General features: G+C 65.1%; 21 protein-coding genes and 1 riboswitch. Of the genes, 10 read left to right on the top strand and 11 right to left on the bottom strand.

Annotated features, from left to right (window positions below; genetic code table 11):
- Nucleotides 1-128: 128 nt before the first annotated feature.
- Entirely contained in the window at nt 129-1,076 is a 948-nt protein-coding gene (locus WKW82_RS11105; RefSeq protein WP_340342345.1) for a PhoH family protein, read from the top strand.
- Nucleotides 1,073-1,534, top strand: a complete 462-nt coding sequence (ybeY, locus tag WKW82_RS11100; protein ID WP_340342344.1) for an rRNA maturation RNase YbeY — start codon at nt 1,073-1,075, stop codon at nt 1,532-1,534. The genes WKW82_RS11105 and ybeY overlap by 4 nt, the downstream gene beginning before the upstream one ends.
- Nucleotides 1,535-1,607: 73 nt before the next feature.
- Here ybeY and dtd read toward each other — a convergent pair whose 3' ends face one another.
- Together dtd and WKW82_RS11090 are read right to left on the bottom strand one after the other, a co-directional pair.
- Nucleotides 1,608-2,048, bottom strand: coding sequence for a D-aminoacyl-tRNA deacylase (dtd, locus tag WKW82_RS11095; protein ID WP_340342343.1), 441 nt, complete (start codon nt 2,046-2,048; stop codon nt 1,608-1,610).
- Nucleotides 2,045-2,953, bottom strand: a complete 909-nt coding sequence (locus WKW82_RS11090) for a cation diffusion facilitator family transporter (protein WP_340342427.1) — start codon at nt 2,951-2,953, stop codon at nt 2,045-2,047. The genes dtd and WKW82_RS11090 overlap by 4 nt, the downstream gene beginning before the upstream one ends.
- Before the next feature lie 158 nt (nt 2,954-3,111).
- Between WKW82_RS11090 and WKW82_RS11085 the strand changes: the two genes are divergently transcribed.
- Together WKW82_RS11085 and WKW82_RS11080 are read left to right on the top strand one after the other, a co-directional pair.
- Nucleotides 3,112-3,582 (top strand): FecR family protein, encoded by a 471-nt coding sequence (locus tag WKW82_RS11085; protein WP_340342342.1) that lies wholly within the window; start codon nt 3,112-3,114, stop codon nt 3,580-3,582.
- A gap of 80 nt (nt 3,583-3,662) precedes the next feature.
- Complete coding sequence (locus WKW82_RS11080) at nt 3,663-4,187, top strand: OmpA family protein (protein WP_340342341.1); 525 nt, start codon at nt 3,663-3,665, stop codon at nt 4,185-4,187.
- Between the two features lie 88 nt (nt 4,188-4,275).
- Here the strand turns inward: WKW82_RS11080 and tyrS are convergent, their stop codons facing one another.
- On the bottom strand, nt 4,276-5,508 hold the full coding sequence (gene tyrS, locus WKW82_RS11075; protein ID WP_340342340.1) for a tyrosine--tRNA ligase: 1,233 nt from the start codon (nt 5,506-5,508) through the stop codon (nt 4,276-4,278).
- Nucleotides 5,509-5,667: 159 nt separating this feature from the next.
- On the opposite strand from tyrS, the gene WKW82_RS11070 reads away from it, so the two are divergent.
- Both WKW82_RS11070 and WKW82_RS11065 read left to right on the top strand, forming a co-directional pair.
- Nucleotides 5,668-7,017, top strand: a complete 1,350-nt coding sequence (locus WKW82_RS11070) for a peptidoglycan DD-metalloendopeptidase family protein (RefSeq protein WP_340342339.1) — start codon at nt 5,668-5,670, stop codon at nt 7,015-7,017.
- 23 nt (nt 7,018-7,040) lie between these two features.
- Entirely contained in the window at nt 7,041-8,168 is a 1,128-nt protein-coding gene (locus WKW82_RS11065) for an anhydro-N-acetylmuramic acid kinase (RefSeq protein ID WP_340342338.1), read from the top strand.
- Between the two features lie 744 nt (nt 8,169-8,912).
- Here WKW82_RS11065 and erpA read toward each other — a convergent pair.
- The 3 genes from erpA to rplM all read right to left on the bottom strand — a co-directional run bounded on the left by erpA (nt 8,913) and on the right by rplM (nt 10,241).
- The gene (gene erpA, locus WKW82_RS11060; RefSeq protein ID WP_340336028.1) at nt 8,913-9,278 is read right to left on the bottom strand and encodes an iron-sulfur cluster insertion protein ErpA; all 366 of its coding nucleotides are present in this window, start codon (nt 9,276-9,278) and stop codon (nt 8,913-8,915) included.
- A 127-nt stretch (nt 9,279-9,405) separates the two neighbouring features.
- The gene (gene rpsI, locus WKW82_RS11055) at nt 9,406-9,798 is read right to left on the bottom strand and encodes a 30S ribosomal protein S9 (protein ID WP_213957394.1); all 393 of its coding nucleotides are present in this window, start codon (nt 9,796-9,798) and stop codon (nt 9,406-9,408) included.
- Nucleotides 9,799-9,809: 11 nt separating this feature from the next.
- Nucleotides 9,810-10,241 (bottom strand): 50S ribosomal protein L13, encoded by a 432-nt coding sequence (rplM, locus tag WKW82_RS11050; protein ID WP_340342337.1) that lies wholly within the window; start codon nt 10,239-10,241, stop codon nt 9,810-9,812.
- 304 nt (nt 10,242-10,545) lie between these two features.
- On the opposite strand from rplM, the gene WKW82_RS11045 reads away from it, so the two are divergent.
- Nucleotides 10,546-11,514: a 23S rRNA (adenine(2030)-N(6))-methyltransferase RlmJ gene (locus WKW82_RS11045; protein ID WP_340342336.1), complete on the top strand. Its 969-nt coding sequence runs from the start codon at nt 10,546-10,548 to the stop codon at nt 11,512-11,514.
- Between the two features lie 147 nt (nt 11,515-11,661).
- On the opposite strand, the gene WKW82_RS11040 is transcribed toward WKW82_RS11045, so the two are convergent.
- From WKW82_RS11040 to ahcY, 4 genes are read right to left on the bottom strand one after another with little or no spacing between them, the layout of a single operon-like run.
- Nucleotides 11,662-12,390: a septal ring lytic transglycosylase RlpA family protein gene (locus WKW82_RS11040; RefSeq protein ID WP_340342335.1), complete on the bottom strand. Its 729-nt coding sequence runs from the start codon at nt 12,388-12,390 to the stop codon at nt 11,662-11,664.
- Nucleotides 12,387-13,220: a methylenetetrahydrofolate reductase [NAD(P)H] gene (metF, locus tag WKW82_RS11035; RefSeq protein WP_340342334.1), complete on the bottom strand. Its 834-nt coding sequence runs from the start codon at nt 13,218-13,220 to the stop codon at nt 12,387-12,389. Before metF ends, WKW82_RS11040 begins: the two co-directional genes overlap by 4 nt.
- Before the next feature lie 15 nt (nt 13,221-13,235).
- Nucleotides 13,236-14,033 (bottom strand): TlyA family RNA methyltransferase, encoded by a 798-nt coding sequence (locus WKW82_RS11030; protein ID WP_340342333.1) that lies wholly within the window; start codon nt 14,031-14,033, stop codon nt 13,236-13,238.
- Between the two features lie 10 nt (nt 14,034-14,043).
- The gene (ahcY, locus tag WKW82_RS11025; protein WP_340342332.1) at nt 14,044-15,483 is read right to left on the bottom strand and encodes an adenosylhomocysteinase; all 1,440 of its coding nucleotides are present in this window, start codon (nt 15,481-15,483) and stop codon (nt 14,044-14,046) included.
- A 67-nt stretch (nt 15,484-15,550) separates the two neighbouring features.
- Nucleotides 15,551-15,620, bottom strand: a riboswitch (S-adenosyl-L-homocysteine riboswitch).
- 96 nt (nt 15,621-15,716) lie between these two features.
- On the opposite strand from ahcY, the gene WKW82_RS11020 reads away from it, so the two are divergent.
- The 3 genes from WKW82_RS11020 (at nt 15,717) to WKW82_RS11010 (ending at nt 18,691) form a co-directional block, all read left to right on the top strand.
- Nucleotides 15,717-16,352 (top strand): hypothetical protein, encoded by a 636-nt coding sequence (locus tag WKW82_RS11020; RefSeq protein WP_340342331.1) that lies wholly within the window; start codon nt 15,717-15,719, stop codon nt 16,350-16,352.
- Nucleotides 16,353-16,597: 245 nt separating this feature from the next.
- Nucleotides 16,598-18,226 (top strand): peptide chain release factor 3, encoded by a 1,629-nt coding sequence (locus WKW82_RS11015; RefSeq protein WP_340342330.1) that lies wholly within the window; start codon nt 16,598-16,600, stop codon nt 18,224-18,226.
- Between the two features lie 6 nt (nt 18,227-18,232).
- On the top strand, nt 18,233-18,691 hold the full coding sequence (locus WKW82_RS11010; protein ID WP_340342329.1) for a DUF3592 domain-containing protein: 459 nt from the start codon (nt 18,233-18,235) through the stop codon (nt 18,689-18,691).
- 138 nt (nt 18,692-18,829) lie between these two features.
- On the opposite strand, the gene WKW82_RS11005 is transcribed toward WKW82_RS11010, so the two are convergent.
- Nucleotides 18,830-19,633: an ABC transporter permease gene (locus WKW82_RS11005; RefSeq protein WP_340342328.1), complete on the bottom strand. Its 804-nt coding sequence runs from the start codon at nt 19,631-19,633 to the stop codon at nt 18,830-18,832.

Below are 19,633 nucleotides of genomic sequence, written 5' to 3'. Positions count from 1 at the left end.
CCTAACTTAACTGGATCCACTTTCAATTCGATCCGAGACGCGAAGCGCCGCCGCAGACAGTGCTGAAGCACGGCAAGGCGGCGCGACAACGTATCGGATTGAATTGAAAGTGGATCGGAATTATCCCTTTGATCATCCGCCACACCTTCAAGCCGCTCAACAACGCCCGCCTGAGCCATCTCTGCGGCCCGCTCGACGAGCACCTGCGTCGCATCGAGGAAGCACTCGACGTCAAGGTCGCGCACCGCCACGAGCAGTTCAAGGTCGAAGGCGCCAAGGCCCAGGCCGAGCAGGCCATGGACGTGCTGCAGGCGCTCTACGAAATCGCCGACCACGTCATCGACCCCGCCGTGGTGCAACTCACCCTCGCCAGCGATTCCGGCATGACGGAGGACGGCGAACCCGGCCCGATGCTGGTCACGCGCCGCGCCGACCTGCGCGCCCGCACCCCCACGCAAGCCCAGTACCTCGAGAACATCGCAGCCCACGACATCACCTTCGGCATCGGCCCCGCCGGCACCGGCAAGACCTACCTTGCCGTCGCCTGCGCCGTCGATGCGCTGGAGCGCAGCGCCGTCCAGCGCATCGTCCTCACGCGCCCGGCGGTCGAGGCCGGCGAGCGCCTCGGCTTCCTGCCCGGCGACCTGTCGCAGAAGGTCGACCCGTACCTGCGCCCGCTGTACGACGCGCTCTACGACCTCATGGGCTTCGACAAGGTGCAGAAGGCCTTCGAGCGCAACGCCCTCGAGATCGCGCCGCTCGCCTTCATGCGCGGCCGCACCCTCAACAACGCCTTCGTCATCCTCGACGAGGCCCAGAACACCACGCAGGAGCAGATGAAGATGTTCCTCACCCGCATCGGTTTCGGCGCCAAGGCCGTGGTGACGGGCGACGTGAGCCAGATCGACCTGCCCAAGCACCAGCTCAGCGGGCTGATCGATGCCGAGCGCGTGCTCCGCCGCGTCAAGGGCATTGCGATCACGCGCTTCACCTCGGCCGACGTGGTACGTCATCCGCTGGTGGCGCGCATCGTCGACGCCTACGACAACCAGCGCAAGCGCACGGATCCACGATGAGCCGGCCGCTGCTTTCGGACTTGTCGCTGTCGCTGCAGTTCGGCCGCTTCAAGGGCGTGGAGCGGCACCGCGCCGCCCTGCCGCGCCACAGCGTCACGCGCTGGATTCGCCATTCGCTCGACTGCGACGGCGAGATCACGGTGCGCATCGTCGATGCCGACGAAGGCCAGCGCCTGAACCGCGAGTTCCGCGGCAAGGACTACGCGACCAACGTGCTGACCTTCGACTACGCGCAAGCCCCACTCGTCATGGCCGACCTCGTGCTGTGCGCCCCGGTCGTCGCGCGCGAGGCGAAGGAGCAGCGCAAGACCCTCGCCGCGCACTACGCGCACCTGCTGGTGCACGGCACGCTGCATGCGCAAGGATGGGACCACGAGACCAGCGAAGAGGACGCCGAGGAGATGGAAGCGCGCGAGATCGAGATCCTCGCCGGCCTTGGCATCAAGAACCCGTACTGACGTGAGCCCCCAAGGCCGGGCCGTGCCCCGCGGGGGATCAAGTCGAGATGGTAAAGCCACATCGACCTGAGAACTACACCATGTGCAGCGGAATCGTCACCGGCCCGTCATTGACCAGGTGCACCTGCATGTCGGCGCCGAACTCGCCCGTCGCGACCTGCGGATGCGCGGCCCGCGCCCGCGACACGAAGTACTCGTACAGGCGCTTACCCTCGTCCGGCGGCGCCGCCTGCGTGAAGCTCGGCCGGTTGCCGCCACTCACATCCGCCGCCAGCGTGAACTGGCTGACCATCAACAGCCCGCCTCCCACGTCCTGCACGCTGCGATTCATCTTGCCGGCCTCATCGGAAAAGATGCGCAGCTTCAGGATCTTGGCCAGCAGGCGGTCCGCCACCGCATCGCCATCGCCGCGCTCGGCGCAGACCAGCACGAGCAGGCCCCCGTCGATCCGTCCCACGGTCTGCCCGCCGATCTCCACCCGCGCCTCGCGCACGCGCTGCAACAACGCCTTCATGCAGCCGATTCCTCGATCCGCGTGGCCCGCGCCTCCATGCCCAGCGGCAGCAACTGGATCGTCACGCGCAGGCCCGGCACCGCGTCCATGAGCGACTGCTCCAGCCCGTCGCGCAAGGTGGCCGCATGCTGCAGCGACCATTCGCCGGGCACATGCATGTGCAGGTCGGCAAACCGTCGCTGGCCCGCGCCGCGCGTCACGATGTCGTCGAAGCGCACCTGTGCGCCCTCTGGCACGGTGGCCTTGAAGCGATCGAGCGTGCCCATCAGCGCGGCTTGTGATTCGGCGTCGAGCGCCTCGTCCATCAGGCCCTGGGACGAACGCCACACCAGCCTCACGCCCTCCCGCGCAATGTTGAGCGCCACGCCGATCGCCAGCAACGGGTCGAGCCAGAGCCAGCCGGTGAAATGCACCGCCACGATGCCGACCACGACGCCGGCCGAGGTCCACACGTCCGCCAGCAGATGCCGCGCGTCGCCTTCGAGCGCGATGGAGCGATGCGCCCGTGCCGCCCGGAACAAGGCCCAGGCCAGGGCCCCGTTGAATCCCGAACTGACGATCGCCAACGCCAGCCCCCAGCCGATCTGCTCGACCGGCTGCGGCGTCAGCAGGCGTTGCACCGAGACCCACAGGATCGCCAGCGCCGCGCCGACGATCAGCACGCCTTCGAAGCCGGACGAAAAGTACTCGGCCTTGTGATGGCCATAAGGATGATCCGCATCCGCCGGACGTACTGCAATGGTCACCATGGCCAGCGCAAACATCGCGCTCGCAAGGTTCACGAAGGACTCCATCGCGTCCGAGATCAGGCCCATCGAGTTCGTCACGTAGCCCGCCAGTCCCTTGAGGACGATCGTTAGCAAGGCCACGGCAATCGACCAGCGCAGCCACGTCGACGGGCACATCGGCGCGGGGGTGGCAGTTGCGGGAGAAAGAGGGGCGTTGGCGGGCACTGGAAGCAGAAGGAGGCCTCGAGCCATCGATTATGTCCGGCGCACCCGCGCAAAGGTCGCGTACCATCGGCGCTACAAAAGCTCGATGGACAGAGAGAAGGGGGTATTCAATGAAGACAAGAACTTGCCTTGCTGTGGTCGCTCTGGCTTGCGCCGCCGCAACCGCGTCCGCACAGACGCCAGTCCAGCCCGCCGCGCCGGCGCATGCCGGATTCGTCAAGAACTTGCGCGGCGACGTGAAACTGCTCGACGCCAATGGCGTGATGCGCCCTGCCCGCACGGGTGAAGAGGTGTCCCCCGTCGAGCGCTTGGTGACCGGCCCCGACTCCGGCGCCAGCGTCGTCTTGCGCGACGGAACCACGCTCGTGATCGGCCCATCGTCACGGCTCGATCTCAAGGGTTTCAGCTACGAATCGACGACGCAGGATGGCAACGTGCTGGTCGCATTGCTGCGAGGGTCGCTTCGAATGATCACCGGCCTGATCGGCAAGACGCATCCCGACGCGGTGCGCATCGAAACCCAGACCGCGACCATCGGCATCCGCGGTACCGACTTCATCGTGGAGGTGGAGCCGCAATGATTGGTCGTCGAGTCAGTATTTGCCTTGCGGCAAGTTGCGCGGTCTTGCTCGCCGCCTGCTCCACGCCGGGAACCCGCGTCGTGCTGCTGCCCCAGGCGGACGGCACAAGCTCTGCAGTGGTCGTGGAATCGAAGGGCGGCAAGAAAGTATTGGACAAACCCTATGAGCGTGCCGAGGCGGCACTCGGCGCCAGCGGCCCGCCGGTGGTGGACCAGGCCGACCCGGCGAAGATCCGCAAGGCCAACGGCGCGCTGTTCGACATGGCACCGCCCAGGGCGGAGCGCTATACCTTGTACTTCGAGGCGGGCGGCACGGAGCTGGCCCCCGAATCGCAGAAGGACTTGCAGGACCTGCTCGTGGCCGCGGTCGCCCGCAGCGGTGGCGACATCGTGGTCACCGGCCATACCGACACCACGGGTGCAGCCGCTCAGAATGACACGCTGTCGCTTCAGCGCGCCTCCCAGGTGCGCGACATGCTCACCCAGCGCGGATTCCCATCGAACCGCGTAGAGGCCGTCGGCCGCGGCTCGCGCGACCTGGCCGTGCAGACCGGCCCCGACGTGGACGAACCGCGCAATCGGCGCGTGACGGTCGTCGTCCGCTAAAGCCCGAACGCGGGCCTGCCCTTCGCACGATGCCCGCCGCTTGGCCCGTGCGGACAGCCCGCCCCGGGCATCCGGCAGCAGCCGCGCTTCACGAAAGCAGGACCCGCGCGAACTTCCGCTTGCCCACCTGCAGCACATAGCTACCGGCGGGCAGTTTCAGTCCCTTGTCGCTGATCACTGTCGAATCGATGCGGACACCGCCGCCGTCGATCATGCGATTGCCCTCGCCGTTCGATTCCACCAGGCCCGCCTGCTTGAGCAGTAGGGCAATGCCGATCGGCGCCCCCGACACCGTGCGCTCCGGAATTTCGTCGGGGATGCCGCCTTTGCTGCGATTGTTGAAGTCCTGCTCGGCCGCATCGGCCGCAGCGGCGCTGTGGAACCGGGCGGTGATCTCCTTGGCCAGCGCCACCTTGGCGTCCTTCGGGTTCCGCCCCGCCTCGACTTCCGCCTTCAGCGCTTCGATTTCCGCCAGCGACCTGAAGCTCAACAGCGTGTACCAGCGCCACATCAGCACGTCCGAGATCGACAGTACCTTGGCGTACATGGTCGATGCGTCCTCGCTGATACCGATGTAGTTGTTCTTACTCTTCGACATCTTCTCGACGCCGTCCAGCCCTTCAAGCAATGGCATAGTAAGTATGCACTGCGGCTCTTGCCCGTATTCTTGCTGGAGATGGCGACCGACCAACAGGTTGAATTTCTGATCGGTGCCGCCGAGTTCCAGGTCGGACTCGAGCGCGACCGAGTCGTAGCCCTGCATCAGCGGGTACAGGAATTCATGCACCGAGATCGACTGGCCCGCCTTGAAGCGTTTGTTGAAATCATCCCGCTCCATCATCCTGGCCACCGTGTACTTGGCCGCCAGCTGGATCATGCCGCGGGCGCCCAGCGGGTCGCTCCATTCGGAGTTGTAGCGAATCTCGGTCCTGTCCGGGTCCAGCACCATGCTGGCCTGACGATAGTAGGTTTGCGCGTTGGCCTCGATCTGCTCGCGCGTCAGCGGCGGGCGCGTGCTGTTTCGGCCAGAGGGATCGCCGATCGTGGTGGTGAAGTCCCCGATCAGGAAAATCACGGTATGCCCAAGATCCTGCAACTGGCGCATCTTGTTCAGCACCACGGTGTGGCCGATGTGGATGTCGGGGGCCGTCGGGTCCAGGCCAAGCTTGATGCGCAGCGGCTGGCCGGTGGCTTCTGAACGCTGGAGTTTCTTGATCCATTCGTCCTGCGGCAACAGCTCGTCGGCGCCGCGCAGCGACACCTCCAGAGCATGTCCTACACCTTTTGAGAGACTTGGGGATGTAACAGACTTGGCGGTCATTGGGTTTTTATTGGCTGACTTGCGTACTGCCGAAGCTATACTCAGTCCGATTTTCAAGCGCCGGATTCTAAGCGGCGCACCTTCCGCACCGTGCTGCCGCCTTCGCCGCAAGGCCTTTTCAGCACGGGTTGGCCGACCAGAATTTTGGACTGAATCAAGTTGATCAAAGGCATTCTTGCTGCCGAGGAGTTGCTTGCTTCTCGTGTGGCTCACACATTCCGGAAGTATCCGAAGCAGATCACCGCGGCCATCGCGGCAATGCTTCTGTGCGCCGGCGGCGGTGCCTTCGCAGTGGCATCGCTAGGCACCGACCCGGGTGACCTGCCTGTCAGGCAGGTGCTCGAAGCGGTTGCACCACTCCCTGTCGAAGCGCAGACGGACGCACTCGATGCGTTTGGATTCACGCTGTTTCGAAGTGACCTGACGCGCTCCAGCGACACAGCCGAGGCGCTGTTCAAGCGACTCGGCCTTTCCGACTCGCGTGCCGCCACGTTCATTCGCGCAAACGCCGACGCCCGCGCGGCACTCTTCGGCCGCCCCGGACGCACCGTCACCGCTGAAGCCGGACAAGACAACCAGCTCCAGAAGCTCAGCGCGCGCTGGATTCCCGATGCAGACGGCGGCTTCAAGCGCGTCGTCATCACCCGGACGGCCAACGGCTTCGCCCTCAAGACTGAAGTCGATCCGCTGACCGCGAGTACGCGCCTGGCCAGTGGTGTGGTGCGCACATCCCTGCTCGCAGCAACCGGCGAGGCCCGCATTCCGGACGGCGTGGCCAGCCAGTTGGCGGACATCTTCGGCACCGACATCGACATCCGCCAGTTGCGCAATGGCGACCGTTTCGCCGTCGTGTACGAATCCTTCGAGGCCGACGGTCAGTCGCTGCGCAGCGGCCGTGTTCTATCGGCCGAGTTCGAAAGCGGCGGCAGGCTCTATCAGGCCCTGTGGTTCCAGCAACCCGGCACCAAAGGTGGCTACTATCGCCCGAATGGCGACAGCCTGCGCAAGGCCTACTTGAGTTCGCCGGTGGAATATTCACGCATCACCAGCGGTTTCGCGGCGCGCGTGCATCCCATCTTCAATGACTGGCGCCAGCACCACGGCATTGACTTCTCGGCGCCTATCGGTACCGGCGTGCGCGCCGTGGGCGATGGCGTGGTCGAGTTTGCCGGGGTGCAAAGCGGCTACGGCAATTTGGTCATCCTGAACCATCGCAACAACCAGAGTACGGTGTACGCCCACCTGAGCCGCATCGACGTCAAGGTCGGCCAGCCCGTCACGCAGAGCCAGTTCATCGGTGCCGTCGGCATGACCGGCTGGTCCACCGGCCCTCACCTGCACTTCGAGTACCGGGTCAACGGGGACTACGCCGATCCTGCCACCCTCGCGGACCAGGGCGGCGGCACGCCGATCGCTGCGTCTTCGCGGCAGGCGTTCGAGCGCGTGGCAAAGGCCACCCGGACCGAGTTGGCGGCGGCGATGTCCGTGGTCCAGGCGAGCGCCGACTGAGCGAACTCCTGATCCGCTCTGACATGGCCGAGGATTTGTTCATCGGCTTGATGTCCGGCACCTCGCTCGATGGTGTGGATGGCGTCCTGGCCGACTTCGCGGGCGGCCATATCGCCGTGAAGGCCCATGCCACGACCCACTTTCCGGTGGCGTTGCGGGCCGAACTCCTGGCGCTCAACCTCCCGCATGGCGACGACGAATTGCATCGCGCTGCCTTGGCCGGAAATGGCTTGGCCAGGATCTACGCCGCAGTCGTGCAGCGGTTGTTGACCGAGACCGGCCTCCCTCCGACCGCCGTGCGCGCCATCGGCGCCCATGGACAGACAGTGCGGCACCGACCCGGAGAATTCGATGAAACCGGCTACACCCTGCAAATCAACAACCCGGCCGCGCTCGCCGAGTGGACCGGAATCGACGTGGTGGCCGATTTCCGCAGCCGCGACGTGGCAGCGGGCGGCCAAGGTGCGCCTCTGGTTCCAGCCTTTCATCGGGCCCTGTTCGGCCATCCGGACCAATCGGTCGCGGTGCTCAACATCGGCGGCATTGCCAATCTGAGCCTGCTGCCGGCAACCCGCAGCGCCCGGCAGACCGTGCTCGGCTTCGATTGCGGCCCCGGCAATGCGCTGATGGACCATTGGTGCCAGAGCCACATCGGGGAACCCTTCGATCGGGGTGGCCAATGGGCCGCCAGTGGGGTTGTCCTGCCCGAATTGCTGGACCGCCTGATCGGCAGCCCCTACTTCGGCAAGGCGCCGCCCAAAAGCACCGGGCGCGACCTTTTCAACCCGGCTTGGCTGGCAACGCATCTGGGCGCCGCGAGCGATGCAGCGCCGATCGACGTCCAGGCGACATTGGCCGAACTTACCGCCAGCGCATGCGCGGCCGACGTTCAACGCCATGGAATCGAGTGCAAGGAATTGATCGTCTGCGGCGGTGGCGCCCTGAACGATCATCTCATGGCGCGCTTGCGTGCCTTGCTGCCCGGCTTGGCCGTCGTCTCCTCGAGCGAGCGCGGCTTGCCACCCCAGCAAGTCGAAGCTGCAGCCTTCGCGTGGCTGGCTCGCGCGGCCATCCATCGCGAGCAAGGCAATCTGGCCAGCGTCACGGGGGCGCGCGGCGGCCGGGTGCTCGGCGGGATCTACCCGGCATGATCGGGTCCACCCTGTAGCACCCGCGGCGCCACACCCAGCGGCCTCCCGGACGGCCCGGCCCTTGCTTTTTGGGCAGTGGCTGTTCAGTTCAGTTGCTTGCAGGGTGCCGGCCAAGCCGGCGCTGCAAGTCGGGATTCGCAACACGACCGGTGGAAATAGCGGATCGGGCCGGCGCGCTGCATCCGTCGAACAGGCGACGAGTTTGCAAAGCCGAACACTACCAGCAACAGCTCGCCGCCCTGGCGCAGGCGAGTCCAAAGGCGAGTCCAGATACGCCGTGCATTGCAAGCGACAGCGCCTCCATTCCGAATGGCAGCAACGCGTAGCCCATGCCATCGAAGCACGCCAGCGCCGCGTCGCTCGCGGCTCTGGCATGATCTTCAGCGTGGCGATGCAGCCCGCCAGCTCCATGGGCACGTTTGATCAGGACGATTCATAATCAGTCCAGGACGCGTGCTGCACTGGCCAGTCGCCCAGCGTGGGGGGCCCAGGGCGGCCCGATCAGGCTGGGAATCGCCAAGAAGCTCATCGCCCGGACGAATTCACTGCGTTGGCACCGTTCGCAGCAATGCCAAAGCGTCAGACGGGCAACAGGACCGCCCGCCCCCCCTGGAGCACCCGGGCCACGACCAGTTGCCCCAGCCCCCGCGACATCGCGCACCCGATCCAACCAACGAAACGACAGGCAAGAAAAAACCGCCCTCAGGCGGTTTTTTCGAGTTAACAAGGCCGGTTGCGAGGAGTTCAGGCCGAGAAGCTCGAACCGCAGCCGCAGGTGCTGGTCGCGTTCGGGTTCTTGATGACGAACTGGGCGCCTTGCAGGTCTTCCTTGTAGTCGATCTCGGCGCCGACCAGGTATTGGTAGCTCATCGCGTCGATCAGCAGCGAGACACCATTCTTGGTCATGGTGGTGTCGTCTTCGTTCGTGATTTCGTCGAAGGTGAAACCGTACTGGAAGCCGGAGCAACCGCCTCCCTGCACGAACACGCGCAGCTTGAGGTCGGGATTGCCTTCCTCGGCGATCAGGTCAGCCACCTTGGCCGCCGCACTGTCGGTGAAGACGATCGGGGCGGGCATTTCGGTGGGGATTTGTTCAGCGACAGCGCTCATAGGGAAACTCCGTTGGGGGGCCGATCGCGCGGCCAATGGACTCATGCTACTGCAACCAGCAAAAAGCCGCCCGAAGGCGGCTCTTTGTCGGTACAGGCCATAGGCCCATGACATGTCCAATAGCGAATTAACGCTTCGAGAATTGCTTACGGCGGCGTGCAGAGTGCAAGCCGACCTTTTTACGTTCGACTTCACGTGCATCGCGCGTGACGAAGCCGGCTTGGCTCAACACGGGCTTGAGGCTCGCGTCGTAGTCCATCAGCGCACGGGTGATGCCGTGGCGCGTGGCGCCTGCCTGGCCCGATTCGCCGCCGCCATTGACGTTGACCATGATGTCGAAGGTTTCGACATGGTTCGTCAAGAACAGGGGTTGCTTCGCGATCATGATCGAGGTCTCGCGGCCGAAATAGGCCTGGATGTCCTTGCCATTGACCGTGATCTTGCCGGTGCCCTTCTTCAGGAACACGCGGGCGACGCTGGATTTGCGACGGCCGGTGCCGTTGTTCCATTCACCAATCATCTCAAGGCTCCTTAGATTTCCAGCGCTTTGGGCTGTTGGGCGGTATGCGGGTGCTCGGCGCCACCGTAAACCTTGAGTTTCTTGATCATCGCGTAGCCGAGCGGGCCCTTGGGCAGCATGCCCTTGACGGCCTTTTCCAGGGCGCGGCCCGGGTGCTTGGCTTGCATGTCGCGGAAGTTCGTCGCAGTGATACCGCCCGGGTAGCCCGAGTGACGGTAGTACACCTTGTCGAGCGGCTTGGCGCCGGTCACGCGGAGTTGTGCTGCGTTGATGATGACGATGAAGTCACCGGTGTCGACGTGAGGCGTGTAAATGGCCTTGTGTTTGCCGCGCAAACGGAGAGCAACTTCGCTGGCTACTCGTCCGAGGACCTTGTCGGTCGCGTCAATCACAAACCACTCGTGCGTCACGTCAGCGGGCTTGGCGCTGAACGTTTTGGTCATGAGTTTTCTCTTTTGAAGAGGGTTTGGCGGGCCCTTTTCCACGATCGGCGTTCCTCTGGCGGGAATCTCTTAGGTGGGGTGCACCTGAATGGCGGAGCGCCGTCAGGTTCTTCGCCGCGGGGCCACAAAAGCGCTGCGAAGCCTTCAATTATACGAAGGAAAGGCAAATGCAGGCAAATTCGGCCTGGACACCTGCGCAGGCCTCAAAATCGGGGGCTTCCCGAACGCAGGCGCGAGATCCGAAACATGGTTGCATGTCGGCAAGCCGGCGTTTGCCAGTTCATCCGACAGGGACCCTCCCACCATGTTCAGCTATCGCCACGCCTTCCACGCCGGCAATCACGCCGATGTGCTCAAGCACACGGTGCTGATCGCCACCCTGGAGCACTTGCTCGAGAAGGACACCGCGCTCACCGTGGTCGACACCCACGCGGGCGCAGGCCTTTACCGGCTCGATGGCGACTACGCCGGTACCAGCGGCGAAGCGGCCGATGGCGTCTTGCGCCTGCTGGCGGCGAAGCAGGAAGCGGCGCCAGTTGCAGCCGCGGCGCTGGCTCAAGGCCCGGCGAAGAAACCCGCCGCAAAGACAGCCGTGGCGCCCGACGCACCGCTGGCCCCGGCGATCCAGAGCTACCTTGACCTGATCCGCGCGTTCAATCCCAACGGCGGGTCGCGCGTGTACCCCGGCTCCCCGTTCATCACCCACCACCTGCTGCGCGAGCACGACAAGCTCAAGCTGTTCGAACTGCATCCCACCGACGCGCGCACGCTCGACGCCAACATCGCGCAACTCGAAGCCGGCCGCCAGATCGCCGTGCTGCGCGAGGACGGCTTTGGCAGCGCCACCAAGTTCCTGCCGCCGCCGTCGCGCCGCGCGCTGGTGCTGTGCGACCCGAGCTACGAGATGAAGACCGACTACGGCCGCGTGCTCGACCTGATCGGCGAATCGCTCAAGCGCTTCGCAACCGGCACCTATGCGGTGTGGTACCCCATCATTCCGCGGCCCGAGGCGCACGACCTGCCGCGCCGGCTCAAGACCATGGCGACGAAGGCGGGCAAATCCTGGTTGCACGCCACGCTGACGGTGAAGTCGAGCAAGATATTGACCACCGTGACCGGGGACCAGAAGCGCCCGGGGCTGCCGGCGAGCGGCATGTTCCTCATCAATCCGCCGTACACGCTCAAGGGTCGGTTGCAGCCGGCGCTGGAGCAACTCAAGGTCCTGCTGGCGCAGGACCGGCACGCTGCGTTCTCACTCGACCGCGGCGGATAGATGAGGAGCCCCCGAATGCGCGTGCGGCGCTCCCCCTCAAGGGGGCGCACGCCGCGGGCGGGTGTCCACGATCGGGCTTCCCCTTGCTTGCTAAGCTTCGTGCCTCGTGGAGCGCGCGGCGTAATGGCGCACTGATACGAGAAAGCTTCAGCGGCGCTGGCGCGGATTGATGGCCTTGGGGCCGGGCTCCGGTGCCTTGCGCCGCGTGGGCGCGGCCGGCGTGTAGACCAGCGGCTCGAAGCCGTCCGCGCCGCCTGCGACACCGCCGCAGCGTTGCTCCTTGCGGTCGATCACCGACAAGGCCACCTGCTTGATGCCCAGGCCCATCATGCCGATCTGCTCCGCCGCGGCTCGGCTGAGATCGATGATCCGACCGGCCGCGAAAGGGCCGCGATCATTGATGCGAACCAGGACTTCCTTGCCGTTGACCAGGCTTCGCACACATACCTTGGTGTTGAAGGGCAGGGTCTTGTGGGCCGCGGTCATGGCGCTCATGTCGAAGCGTTCGCCGTTCGCCGTTTTCTTGTTGTGGAAATCGATGCCGTACCAGGAGGCATTGCCGCGCTCGATCACTTCCCGCGGACCGGTGTCGCCCGGCACACCGTCGTCGGGCGACTCCGAGTTGTAGATGTCGTAGTTCACTGTCGCGACGGCCGACTGTGGCGCGGCACCGGGCGGTGTCGCGGGCTGGCGCGCAAGGGGACGCAGGCCGGGCCAGGAGAAGCCGGTGGACGGGGTGCCCGCTCCGGCGTTCGAAGCTGCTTCAGTGCCCTCGGAACCAGGCGAATCAGGCGCGGCGGGCGGGACGACGCAGCCGGCGGTGAATGCCACCGCAAGCAACGCTGCAACCCTGCGACCGACGCGCCAGAAGTTCATGGGCCCCAACCCAATCGCTGCAGCACTGCGAGGGTCGCCACCGACTGGTTCATCGTGTAGAAGTGCATCGCCGGTGCGCCGCCGGCACGCAAGCGCTCGCACAGCGCGGCGACCACGTCAAGGCCGAAGGACTTGATCGATTCCACGTCGTCACCATAGCTTTGCAGGCGCAGGCGAATCCATCTGGGAATCTCCGCGCCGCAGGCATCGGAGAAGCGCATCAGTTGCGTCGAACTGATGATCGGCATGACGCCCGGCACGATGGGCGTGTCGATGCCCAACGCACGCACCTCGTCGACGAAGCGGAAGTACGCCTCGGGGCTGAAGAAGTACTGCGAGATCGCCGAGTCGGCACCTGCTCGCACCTTGGTCGCGAAGGCCTTGAGGTCGGCTTCGGGTGAGCGGGCTTGGGGATGCACTTCGGGGTAGCAAGCCACCTCGATGTGGAAGTCGTTGCCGGTCTCGTTGCGGATGAAGCCGATCAGGTCGCTGGCGTACTGGAACTCGCCACCGGCGCCATAGCCGCTCGGCAGGTCGCCGCGCAGTGCGACCAAGCGCTTGACGCCCATGGACTTCAGCTCGGCCAGTTGCTCGCGCACCGTTGCCTTGGTAGCGCCGATGCAGGAGAAATGGCTGGCCGCATCCACGCCCTCGGCCAGGATCTCGCGCACGGCATTGAAGGTGCCGGCATGCGTCGAGCCGCCGGCACCATAGGTGACCGAGCAGAACTCGGGTTGCATGGCATACAACTGCTGGCGCACGGCGCGCAGCTTGACCGCGCCTTCTGGCGTCTTGGTCGGAAAGAATTCAAAACTTAGTGGCAGACGCACGGCCTACTCCTGGGTTCACCGCTCTGCGCGAACGGCATGCAAGAAAAATTCGTGGTTCCCGTCACCGCCCTCGATCGGACTGTCGAACCAGTTCACCACACGCAGATCCAGCGCAGCGCATGCCTCCCGCAAACGCTGCTCGACCACCGCGTACAGGGCCGAGTCGCGAACGATACCGCCTTTGCCGACCTGCCCGGGCTGCAATTCGAATTGCGGCTTGACGAGCATCAGCAAATCGCCGGAGGGCGTGAGGAACTGCACGACGGCCGGGAGCACCAGCGTCTGTGAAATGAAGGACAGGTCGCCGACGATGAGGTCGAAAGCGGGTTCAGCTGATGGCTCCGATGTGGCGTCGTCGTCAACGTCATCGTCCGTCAGGTCGGCAGGCGTCAAGGCGCGCGCATTGACCTTCTCGATGGCGGTCACGCGTTCGTCCTCGCGCAACCGCGCATGCAACTGGCCGTGGCCGACATCGATGCCGGTCACGTGCAGCGCACCGTGCTGCAGGAGGCAATCGGTGAAGCCGCCGGTCGACTGGCCCACGTCGAGGCAACGCTTGCCGGACACGTCGAGGCCCGCGACGCGCAACGCGCCTTCGAGCTTGAGCCCGCCGCGCGAGACGTAGCGTGACTCGGCCGCGTCGAGCAGTTCGAGTTCCGCCGTCTCGGGCAGGTCGTCGCGGTTCTTCGCCACGTTGCGCCAGGCGTCGGTGGTGCCGGCATCGCGCCAGCGCAGGCCACCGGCGATCAGGCGAACAGCTTGGGATCGGGACGCGGCCAGGCCGCGCTCCACGAGCAATTGATCAGCGCGCAAGGGGCGCCGATCAGTAGCGGTAGGTGTCCGCCTTGTACGGACCCGCCTTGTTCACACCGATGTACGCGGCCTGTGCGTCGGTGAGTTCGGTCAGCATCGCGCCGACCTTCTTCAGGTGCAGGCGCGCGACCTTCTCGTCGAGGTGCTTGGGCAGCACGTAGACCTTGCCGGCCTGATACGCATCTTGCTTGGTGAACAGCTCGATCTGCGCGATGGTCTGGTTGGCGAAGGACGAGGACATCACGAAGCTCGGATGGCCCGTGCCGCAGCCGAGGTTCACAAGGCGGCCCTTGGCCAGCAGGATGATCTTCTTGCCATCGGGGAAGGTGATGTGGTCGACCTGCGGCTTGATCTCTTCCCATTCGTACTTCTCGATCGACGCGACGTCGATCTCGTTGTCGAAGTGGCCGATGTTGCAGACGATGGCCTGGTCCTTCATCTTGACCATGGTGTCGTGCGTGATGACGTCCTTGTTCCCGGTGGTGGTCACGAAGATGTCGGCCTTGTCGGCGGCGTATTCCATCGTGACGACCTTGTAGCCTTCCATCGCGGCTTGCAGGGCATTGATGGGGTCGATCTCGGTGACCCACACTTGCGCGCTCAGTGCACGCAGGGCTTGTGCCGAGCCCTTGCCCACGTCGCCGTAACCGGCCACGCAGGCGACCTTGCCGGCGATCATCACGTCGGTGGCACGCTTGATGCCGTCGACCAGCGATTCGCGGCAGCCATAGAGGTTGTCGAACTTGCTCTTGGTGACCGAGTCGTTCACGTTGATGGCGCGGAACAGCAGCGTGCCCTTGGCCGACATTTCATTGAGGCGGTGCACGCCGGTGGTGGTTTCTTCGGTCACGCCGATGATCTCGGCGGACTTGCGGGTGTACCAGCTGTTGTCGACGGCGAGCTTGGCCTTGATGGCGGCGTAGAGGATGCGTTCTTCTTCGCTGGTGGGGTTGGCCAAGACGCTTTGGTCCTTCTCGGCGCGCTGGCCCAGGTGCATGAGCAGCGTGGCATCGCCGCCGTCGTCGAGGATCATGTTCGGGCCTTCGCCCTTCGTGCCCTTGGCGCCGAAGTCGAAGATGCTGTGGGTGTAGTCCCAGTAGTCTTTCAGCGACTCGCCCTTGATCGCGAACACGGGCGTGCCGGCGGCCGCGATGGCGGCGGCGGCATGGTCTTGCGTCGAGAAGATGTTGCACGAGGCCCAACGCACTTGCGCGCCGAGGGCTTGCAACGTCTCGATCAGCACGGCCGTCTGGATGGTCATGTGCAGCGAGCCGGTGATGCGTGCGCCCTCCAACGGTTGCGACTTCGCGAACTCTTCGCGGATGGCCATGAGGCCGGGCATCTCGGTCTCGGCGATCCGGATTTCCTTGCGGCCCCAGGCGGCAAGGGACAGGTCGGCGATGGCCTGGTCGACGGTGGAAACGGGGGTGGGCTTGAGAACTGCGCTCATGTGAACTCCAACAAAGCTGGTTTGAAGAATGCCACTGCGTTCGGGGATGAAGACTCACCGCGAGAACAGCGGGTGAGCGTGGTTGCGATAAGGGTCCGAGCCTCACGCCTGTCGGCGCTGCAACGCTCCTCGGAACGGCGGATTTTAGCGCGGCTGGGTTTTGGGTGGCCAGCAACGTTACCCCGATCGTCCTAGACTGCCGATCCCCACTGCCTGTACGGAGACTTCACGCCATGTTGAGAGCCCAGCAGCTTGCCATTTCGTTGGCCATCGCAGCGGCTTCCGCCCTGCCCTTGCTTGTGTCGGCACAAACGCCCGCACAGGTCCGCGTGCGCGGCGTGATCGAACGTGTCGATGCCACGTCGATGGTGGTCAAGGACCGCAGCGGGGAAGTGGTCACGCTGGTGCGGCCTGCGGACATGAACGTCTCGGAAGTCGTGCCGCTCACGATGGCGGACATCAAGGCCGACAGCTTCGTCGGCGCCGGGTCGATGCCGCAGCCCGACGGCACGCAGCGTGCGCTGGAGATCGTGGTGTTTCCCGAATCCGCGCGCGGCACGGGCGAAGGCTTCCGTCCCTGGGACTACATGCCCGAGAGCACGATGACGAACGCCACGGTGTCCACGCTGTCGGCCGCGCCGGCATCGGTGCCGGGCGGGCAGAAACTGTTGCTCAAGTACAAGGGTGGCGAGCAGACGGTGATCGTGCCTGCGGGCACGCCGGTCGTGACCTTCAAGCCGGGCAACCAGGACCAGGCGGCGCTGGTGGTGCCGGGCGCGAAGGTGGTCATCACGGCGCAGGAAAAGGACGGCAAGCCGACCGCGCTGCGCATGCTGGTCGGGCGCGATGGGTTCCAGCCGCCGATGTGACGTTGAAAGGCCTGGGGCGTGCTCTTCGCGGGCAGGCTCTCGCGGCCCGGCGCGCCGCATCCGTCCTCAACTCCGCAGAGGGGAGAAGGATGTGGCGGCACCGTGCAAGTGACCGTTCATGCCCGGGCGGCGATAATCGCGGGTTCTCCTCGACCACTGGCCCGCCGCGCCTCGTGCGCCTCATCAAGGCGACTGCGCGGCTGCGCAAGCCTTGCGGGCCGCACCCTGTCCCTGGAACCCTCTTCGTGTCCTATCTTTCCGAAACCCGCCGCCGTCGCACCTTCGCGATCATCTCCCACCCTGACGCGGGCAAGACCACGCTGACCGAGAAGCTGCTGCTGTTCTCGGGCGCGATCCAGATCGCCGGCTCGGTGAAGGCGCGCAAGGCCTCGCGCCATGCCACGTCGGACTGGATGGAAATCGAGAAGCAGCGTGGCATCTCGGTGGCTTCGTCGGTGATGCAGATGGCCTACCGCGAGCATGTCATCAACCTTCTCGACACACCGGGCCACAAGGACTTCTCGGAAGACACCTACCGCGTGCTGACGGCCGTGGACTCGGCGCTGATGGTGATCGACGCGGCCAACGGCGTGGAAGCGCAGACGCGGCGCCTGATCGAGGTCTGCCGCCAGCGCGACACGCCCATCATCACCTTCGTCAACAAGATGGACCGCGAAGTGCGCGAGCCGCTGGACATCCTCGACGAGGTGGAGCGCGAGCTCGGCATGGCCTGCGTGCCGATGACCTGGCCGGTGGGTCAGGGCAAGGCCTTCCGCGGGATCATGAACCTGCGCACGCAGGCGATGACGGTGTTCGAGTCGGGCAGCGAGCGGCTGCCGCAGGACTTCGAGACGATTCCGCTGTCCGACCGCGAGACGCTGACCAAGCGCTTCGGCAAGGACTTCGAGGACGCGATGGAGAGCATGGAACTGGCCACCGGCGCGTCGCATTCCTGGGACCATGAGGCCTTCCTGGCGGGCAAGCAGACGCCGGTGTTCTTCGGGTCCGGCGTGAACAACTTCGGCGTGATGGAAGTGCTGGATGCGCTGGTCGACCTCGCGCCGTCGCCGCAGTCGCGCACCAGCACCACGCTGGTGAACCGCCAGCCGGTGGTGAAGGAGATCCAGCCGGAGGACAAGGACTTTGCCGGCGTGGTGTTCAAGGTGCAGGCCAACATGGACGCCAACCACCGCGACCGCATCGCCTTCGTGCGCATGGCCTCGGGCAAGTACACACCGGGCATGAAGCTGCGCGTGCAGCGCACCGCCAAGGAGTTGCGGCCGACCAGCGTCGTGACCTTCATGAGCCAGCGGCGCGAGGCGGTGGACGAGGCCTATGCGGGCGACATCGTGGGCTTCACCACGCATGGCGGTGTGCAGCTGGGCGACACGATCACCGATGGTGCATCGCTGCAGTTCACCGGGCTGCCGTTCTTCGCGCCGGAGTTGTTCATGACGGTGATCCTGAAGAACCCGTTGCGCACGAAGCAATTGCAACAAGGCCTCGCGCAGCTTGGCGAAGAGGGTGCGATCCAGGTGTTCCGGCCGGAGATCGGCGGGCCGATGCTGCTGGGCGCGGTCGGGCAACTGCAGTTCGAAGTGGTGCAGCATCGCCTGAAGGCCGAGTACGACGCCGACGTGAAGCTGGAAGGCTGCCAGTACACGGGCGCACGCTGGATCACGGCCGACACGCCGGCCGAGTTGCGCGAGTTCGTGAACGCGTATCCGCAGCGCATGGCCAAGGATGCGGCCGATACGCTGGCCTTCCTGTGCACGTCGCCGTATGACGTGCGCTTGGCGCAGGAGCGCTTTCCGAAGATTCACTTTCATCCGCTGCGGGAGCACGCGGGATTGGCGTTGCAGACGGCGGGGTGATCGGCGATGGACAAGCTCTTGAGCCCGCTGGGTTTGAAGATCTTGCTCTTTGCCGTGATATTTCTCTTGTGTGCAGCCCCTATGGGTGGGGACCTGGTCCGGGCATCCAAGACCCGAAGCTGGCCGAGCGTCCACGGGCAGTTCGTGGCAAAGGGGATCGCGGAAACCGGCACCGATGACACGGATTGCCCCACCGCGTGGGTCCGATACGAATACGCAGTCGCGGGCGTGCGCTACAAGAACGACCGGATCCGCAGCACACCATGGTGCGTGTCAACCGCAGAGCGCAGCGAATTCAACGCGAGATATACGGGCGTTGACACCCTCACCGTCTACTACAACCCAACGATGCCGCAAGATTCGCTGCTTGAACCTGGCCGGACAGGACGAACGTGGAAAAGTCTTTTCATCCTGACCGGATTCGTCGTGTTCGCCTTCGCGGTCAGCTTGCTTCATCGCGAATGAAGAACGCCCTGCTTTCCATGGACTCGTGGAGCGCGATCGAACGGCAGCGCCTGACCGGACTCTTCAGCGACATCGATGACACGCTGATCACGGAAAGCAACGTCTGCGTTTCGGCCGTCCGTCCCCATCTGCCGCCACTCAACTCCCCGTCGAAGCGTAGTGGCGCAAGCCGAAGCGCCACACCCCGAATGCCGCAGCGAGGAACACGAAGCCCGCGAGCGGCGATACCCAGCCGACCCAGCCCGGCGCACCCAGCGGATCAACCTTGTCGAGGATCGCCAGCACCGGGTAGTAGGCCACGCAGGCCAAAGGCACGATGAAAGTCAGCACACGGCGAAACCACTGGGCATAGATGGCCAGCGGGAACTGCGCGGCCTGCACGCCGCCGTAGGTCAGCACGTTGGCGATCTCCAGGCTTTCCACCGTCCAGAACGACAGCGTGCCCTGCAAGACGAAGATGCCGAGGAACAGCGCCACGCCGCCGGCCAGCGCGAACAGCGCGATGAGCACCGCCTGCGGCGTCCAGGCCAGATCCGTCTGCACCGCACCGAAGGCCAGCAGCGCCGCACCTTGCAGCAAGCGGCCCAGGCGGCTGATGCGGAAGTCGTGCCCCATCAGCTGCAACGCCAGCGGGCGTGGGCGCAGCAGCAGCCGGTCGAATGTTCCGGTGCGCAGGAAATCGGTGCCCAGCACGTCGAACCCGCGGCCCATCGCGTCGGCGATGGCGAACATGCAATTGACGAGCCCGTAGAACACCGCCACCTCGCCGATGCGCCAACCCTGCACGTCGCCGAAACGATGGAACAGCGCCCAGACGGCAATCATCTCGATGCCGGTCCCCAGCAACTGGCCGAGCGTCAGCATCAGGGCAGACGCGGGATAGCGCGCCTGGCTGTCGAGCGATGCCCTCACCAAGCGGAAGAAGAGCGCCAGCGATCCCAT

It is taken from the genome of Variovorax rhizosphaerae (assembly GCF_037889975.1).
Taxonomy (GTDB): Bacteria; Pseudomonadota; Gammaproteobacteria; order Burkholderiales; family Burkholderiaceae_C; genus Variovorax; species Variovorax rhizosphaerae.
The sequence above is the reverse complement of the archived record's forward strand: the minus strand, read 5'-3'. Positions and strand labels throughout refer to the sequence as shown.

What these genes read in the sequence shown, in the direction of transcription:
- tyrS (WP_340342340.1), bottom strand. Translation starts at nt 5,508, where the DNA reads ATGACCGCCAAGTCTGTTACATCCCCAAGTCTCTCAAAAGGTGTAGGA.
- WKW82_RS11040 (WP_340342335.1), bottom strand. Translation starts at nt 12,390, where the DNA reads ATGAACTTCTGGCGCGTCGGTCGCAGGGTTGCAGCGTTGCTTGCGGTG.
- WKW82_RS11045 (WP_340342336.1), top strand. Translation starts at nt 10,546, where the DNA reads ATGTTCAGCTATCGCCACGCCTTCCACGCCGGCAATCACGCCGATGTG.
- rplM (WP_340342337.1), bottom strand. Translation starts at nt 10,241, where the DNA reads ATGACCAAAACGTTCAGCGCCAAGCCCGCTGACGTGACGCACGAGTGG.
- ybeY (WP_340342344.1), top strand. Translation starts at nt 1,073, where the DNA reads ATGAGCCGGCCGCTGCTTTCGGACTTGTCGCTGTCGCTGCAGTTCGGC.
- rpsI (WP_213957394.1), bottom strand. Translation starts at nt 9,798, where the DNA reads ATGATTGGTGAATGGAACAACGGCACCGGCCGTCGCAAATCCAGCGTC.
- WKW82_RS11065 (WP_340342338.1), top strand. Translation starts at nt 7,041, where the DNA reads ATGGCCGAGGATTTGTTCATCGGCTTGATGTCCGGCACCTCGCTCGAT.
- WKW82_RS11085 (WP_340342342.1), top strand. Translation starts at nt 3,112, where the DNA reads ATGAAGACAAGAACTTGCCTTGCTGTGGTCGCTCTGGCTTGCGCCGCC.
- WKW82_RS11010 (WP_340342329.1), top strand. Translation starts at nt 18,233, where the DNA reads ATGGACAAGCTCTTGAGCCCGCTGGGTTTGAAGATCTTGCTCTTTGCC.
- ahcY (WP_340342332.1), bottom strand. Translation starts at nt 15,483, where the DNA reads ATGAGCGCAGTTCTCAAGCCCACCCCCGTTTCCACCGTCGACCAGGCC.
- erpA (WP_340336028.1), bottom strand. Translation starts at nt 9,278, where the DNA reads ATGAGCGCTGTCGCTGAACAAATCCCCACCGAAATGCCCGCCCCGATC.
- dtd (WP_340342343.1), bottom strand. Translation starts at nt 2,048, where the DNA reads ATGAAGGCGTTGTTGCAGCGCGTGCGCGAGGCGCGGGTGGAGATCGGC.
- WKW82_RS11020 (WP_340342331.1), top strand. Translation starts at nt 15,717, where the DNA reads ATGTTGAGAGCCCAGCAGCTTGCCATTTCGTTGGCCATCGCAGCGGCT.
- WKW82_RS11090 (WP_340342427.1), bottom strand. Translation starts at nt 2,953, where the DNA reads ATGTGCCCGTCGACGTGGCTGCGCTGGTCGATTGCCGTGGCCTTGCTA.
- WKW82_RS11005 (WP_340342328.1), bottom strand. Translation starts at nt 19,633, where the DNA reads ATGGGATCGCTGGCGCTCTTCTTCCGCTTGGTGAGGGCATCGCTCGAC.